Below are 368 nucleotides of genomic sequence, written 5' to 3'. Positions count from 1 at the left end.
CGATTAATGCGAAACCCATAGGAGCCTTTGTCCGCTGTTGTTTCTGCTACAGGCTGAAGGGCAAATAGATAAAGCGCTTGCATTGCTCTGTCTTTCATAGTCGGAATACCCAAAGGGCGTTTCTTTCCATCAGACTTTGGGATATATACTCGCCTAAGTGGCATCGGTTTATATCCCTTACTTGTCAACGTTGCAATCGCTTGCCATTTTGCCTCGGCAGTTGACCATGCTACTTTGTCAATTCCCGTAGTCCTTTTACCTCTGTTTTCAGTCACTCTTCTTACTGCTAATTGCTTAGCATAAGTCGAGCGTGTTAATAATCTTTGCAATCTTTTCACTTTGCGCCAATTATTCTCAAGTGTCGCTTT

At 43.2% G+C, this 368-nt stretch carries 1 protein-coding gene; it reads right to left on the bottom strand.

Translation table 11 applies throughout. The features are described 5' to 3' along the window. On the bottom strand, positions 1 to 368 hold a 368-nt coding region (locus A9G40_RS14055), incomplete at both ends, for a reverse transcriptase N-terminal domain-containing protein (protein ID WP_176700518.1).

This window comes from Gilliamella sp. Nev3-1 (genome assembly GCF_001690435.1).
Lineage (GTDB): Bacteria > Pseudomonadota > Gammaproteobacteria > Enterobacterales > Orbaceae > Gilliamella > Gilliamella apicola_C.
Note: the sequence above shows the minus strand (reverse complement) of the source record. Positions and strands in the feature narration are given on the sequence as shown.